This is a genomic window from Blautia intestinihominis (assembly GCF_040096655.1).
GTDB classification, from domain to species: domain Bacteria; phylum Bacillota; class Clostridia; order Lachnospirales; family Lachnospiraceae; genus Blautia_A; species Blautia_A intestinihominis.
In genome coordinates, this window is the sequence record NZ_JBBMEI010000129.1 from 1 (window position 1) to 4,767 (window position 4,767).

At 41.6% G+C, this 4,767-nt stretch carries 2 protein-coding genes; both read right to left on the minus strand.

Annotation, left to right across the window (positions count from 1 at the left end; all coding sequences use genetic code 11):
- Positions 1-3,963: RICIN domain-containing protein (locus WMO75_RS18800; RefSeq protein WP_349078732.1), on the minus strand; the 3,963-nt coding region annotated here is incomplete at its 3' end.
- 429 nt (positions 3,964-4,392) lie between these two features.
- A partial coding sequence (locus WMO75_RS18805; RefSeq protein ID WP_349078734.1) for an Ig-like domain-containing protein occupies positions 4,393-4,767 on the minus strand: 375 nt, incomplete at its 5' end.

Genomic DNA, 4,767 nt, shown 5'->3' on the forward strand with positions numbered 1-4,767 from the left:
TTTGAGTTTGCTTCCATAGTCTCTGGTCTGTGAAATATGACACAGGCTGCAGGTTCTCTGCTGTTTCTGTGGTTTGAAGACTGTTGCATCGGAAAGTTTCCACCAGGTGCTCCATTTGTGTCCGGTCGCCGGGATCTGTTCTGTTTTGGTTTTGTTGCAGCGGATGCAGGTGTAAGTATTTTCGCCGCTGGCGGTGCAGGTTGCCTTTTTGGTTCCAGTCTGTTTCCAGTCGTGGGAAAGTTTCTCGATGACTTTTCCTTCTTTGAGCATTTCTCCACAGTTGTTGCAGTATATATCACCGGTATAACCTTCTGTTTCACAGGTTGCTTTTTTTGCAAATTTTGTGATTTCGGTATGTCCGGTAGCTGGAATGGTTTCCGTTCTGGTTTTCTGGCAGATTGTGCAGGTGTAGGTTTTTTCTCCGTCTGTTGTACAGGTCGCTGCTTTGGTTACTTTTCCGCTGTCCCAGGTATGTCCGAGTGCAGGAATGGTTTCCTGTTTTTTAATTACAGTTCCACAGATACTGCAGTGACTTCCTTCGGTTTTTCCTGCATCCTCGCAGGTTGCTGGTGTTGCCGCATCTTTCACTTCTGTATGACCCGTTTTCGGAACACTTTCGATTCTGGTCTTGTGACAGGTTGTGCAGGTGTAGTTTTTTTCTCCGTCTGTTGTGCAGGTCGCTACTTTGGTTACTTTTCCGCTATCCCAGGTATGTCCGAGCGCAGGAAGAGTTTCCTGTTTTTTGAGCACTGTGTTGCAAACACTGCAGTGGCTTCCTTCTGTCTTTCCGGTGTTTTCACAGGTTGCTGGTGTCGCTGCATCTTTCACTTCTGTATGGCCCGTTTTTGGAATGCTTTCGGTTCTGGTCTTGTGACAGGTTGTGCAGGTGTAGTTTTTTTCTCCATCTGTTGTGCAGGTCGCTGCTTTGGTTACTTTTCCGCCGTCCCAGGTATGTCCTGTTGCCGGAAGGGTTTCCTGTTTTTTGAGCACTGTGTTGCAGACGCTGCAATGGCTTCCTTCCGTCTTTCCGGTGTTTTCACAGGTTGCTGACACTGCCGCATCTTTTACTTCTTTGTGGCCGGTTTTGCTGATGTTTTCTGTTTTTGTTTTCTTACAGATCGTACAGGTATAGGTCTTCTGTCCATCTGTTGTGCAGGTTGGTTGTTTCGTAACTTTTCCAGAATCCCAGGTATGACCCGTAGCTGGTATTGTCTCCTGTTTCTTAATTATTGTACCGCAGACGCTGCAGTGGCTTCCTTCTGTCTTACCAGTATTCTCGCAGGTTGCTGATACTGCTACATCTTTTACTTCTTTATGTCCTGTCTTGCTGATGCTTTCTGTTTTTGTATTTTTACAGATTGTGCAGGTATAGGTCTTCTGTCCATCTGTTATACAGGTTGCTTCTCTTGTTATTTTTCCATTGTCCCAAGTATGTCCGGTGGCTGGAAGGATCTCTGTTCTGACAGTTCCGCAGGTTGTACAGGTGTAAGTCTTTTTTCCATCCTCTGTACAGGTTGGCTGTTTTGTAATCTTTCCAGAATCCCAGGTATGTTTATTTCCCACACAGTCCTTCAACACATGAATTAGCAACTCTTTAGCTGCACTGTTATAGTTCTCTGTTCCAGACGCGGTGATCGTGATCGTTGCATCACCCGCCTGTTTTCCTGTAATTACACCAGTACTGCTGACTGTCACCTTATCTTCCGCACTGGATTTATAGGTGATCTTTCCCTGTCCACTCGTCTTGATCTGTGCCGTTTCTCCTATTGCGAGGTCTGTCTTATCAATGGAGACTGTCAGGTTCTGGGATGCTTTGTTGATCTTAAACTGTTTTTTTATTCTTCCAGTATATTTCCCAATTCCCAGAATTGTAACTGTCGCTGTTCCAACTTTTACATTATTCTCGTAACTTACCCTATAATCAGTATCCTTCACCAGTTTCGTGGAATCTTTTTTCACCGATATCTCCGGCGTACATTCTTTTCCAGTATAGACACATTCAGAGTATTCCAGTTCTATCGTCTTATTCCTAATAGTATCTTTGATATCATCCAGTTTCCATATCGAAAATTTCTGTGCATCTGTCCCGTTATCTTCCCACATATTGAGATTTGTTCCATCCGTGGCAGCTTCCGGTCCGCCTTTCATATCAAGTGCATTCTCTCCACATGCCGCTTTCAGTTTATATGCTCCTGAACTTCCATAGATAAACCATCTCTGTGCCGTATTTCCGTTCCAGCCATTCATCTCCACATTGGTTCCATTCGCGGATTCAAAGTTATGTACTTCCATACAGCGGTCATCCTCTGCGGATGTGATCTTATAGCTTCCATCGCTTTGCAGCTCAAAATACCAGATCTGGTTTGGACTGTAATCTAATTTCTTTACATTTACATTTCCTCCATCATTTGTCGCATGCAGCCAGGTTGCTGTATTGATCAGATATGCATAAAATCCCTTTCCAAGATTATTGCCGCAGGTAAAACTTCTTGTTTCTCCCTCTTTCCAGGCATTGAATTGGCTGTTCAGTGTATATACTCTTACACGATAAGTCCCACTTGCCAGTTTCGCCAGACAGCTGGTACCCTGGACGTTCCAGAATGTCTGTACGACTTCCGTTTCGCTTTCATTAAAAATACGGATATCATATCCCGTCGCATTATTACAGGAATTCCATGAAATCTTTACATTATTTCCATCTGCATCACCGTACTTTTCTACGGATGCTGCTGTTGTTCCCAGATTTGGTTCCAGTTTCCATATCTGGAATTTCTGCGCTGCCGTCCCATTGTCTTCCCACATGTTAAGATTTGTTCCATCCGTAGCTTCGTCTGGTCCGCCCCTCATATCAAGTGCGTTATTTCCACATGCCGCTTTTAATTTATATTCCCCTGAACTTCCGTAGATAAACCATCTTTGTGCCGTATTTCCATTCCAGCCGTTCATCTCCACGTTTGTCCCATTTGCGGATTCAAAGTTATGTACTTCCATACAGCGTCCATCTTTGCAGGATGTAATCTTATAACTTCCATCACCCTGCCGCTCAAAATACCAGGTCTGGTTTGAAGTATACTGTAATTTACGTACACTGACATTTCCCGAATCGTCATTTGTTGCATGCAGCCAGGTCGCTGTATTGATCAGATATGCATAGAAATTGGTTCCTACATCTACATGGGATGGCGATGGTGTTGGTGTCGGGTCTGGACCAATCCCCGGAGAAGATATAATATAACTAAAAGAGTATTTATTCCATATTTTTGCACCTTTCTTGATTGTATTATCCCACTTTACACCATTACTTCTGACTTTTGTTCCATTACTATAATTTCCGTTTCCATTACAATCTACGAAAGTAATTGTATCTCCTGAAACATTCGTAACAAAAATAGTATGACCTGATCCACTGGTATTGCCATACTGTACTAAATCGCCTGCTTTTACATCATTAATACTATATGTTTTCCCCCAAGTTGACGGCATAGAGCCAAAAACATTATAGCCTATTAATCTGGCAAATCCAAAACATTGATGTCCCCCATCAAACCAATCATTCCATACACTGTAATTTGGATAACGACCTCTCAGTTCATTGAGTTTATTATTAAATTCAGATTGTGATATTCCTACCGCTACAGCTTCATCCTCCACAATTTCATCCATATGATCAGAAAACACTTCTTCATCTTCGGTTTCTACTTTATCTGAAATTTCATTTTCAGTTTTATCACTTATATCCACATCCTCAATATTTTCTTTTTCCTCATCAGAAAAGACATCCGTTTCCACCTCGTCACCATCCGCAGTCACATCCGGTGTATCTTCTTCAATTTCATCCTCCACTGAAATTTCCACTCCATCAGAAAAATCACTGGCAAATGTATCTACTGGTAGATTTACTGTGGACATTACCATTGCAGCTGCTATCATGCAGCTAAACCATTTTTTTATTTTCTTTCTCATTTGCAAAATACCTCCTTCTTTATCTGTATGGTACATACTAGTTTAATTTTAGTATATATTTTTACTATTATCAACAATAAATACATATATTGTCTTATTTTTTCCTGAAAAACAAAGCCGACAGTCATCTCTCGTAACTGTCAGCTTCTACTTCATCTTTATTCTATACTAAGTAAGCCCCAAAACCAGTATTTAGAATGCTCATTGCATTAAAACTCATTTAAAATAGGCAGCTATTTTCTTAGCTACCTACCCGCCAATGGAATATTTGGATTCAGGCATTGCCCACGCCTTCCTACGATCTATAACTAGACTAGCACATAAATTTTAAATCATCAACAACTTTTCAAAAAATATCAAATAAATTTTTCTGCCTCAAAACGCAAGTCAATCCTATGGCTTGCGTTTTGGGGCAATTCTTTTGAGTTGTTATTTTACAGTAATGGTAATGCTCTGTTTCTTACTTCCAGATTTGACGGTGATCTTTGCGGTTCCTCGTTTTCTGGCTGTGATTATGCCATTGGCAGTGACTGTTGCTATGTTTTTGTTGGAGGTTGTGTAGGTTACTTTTTCCTGTGAAGTTGATGGCGTTACTGTGGTAGATATTGTTTTCTTTGTTCCTGCTTTAAGGGTAGCTTTTGTGAAGGATACTCTTATTGCAGTTGTTTTTACAGCTCCGCTCTGAACTTTCACGTTGATTCGTTTTACTGCTCCGCCGGCAAGCCGGATGGTTACATTGGTGTTTCCGGTTCTGCCCTGTGCTGTTAACTGGATCTTTCCGTCTTTTGTGTATCTTGTTACTCT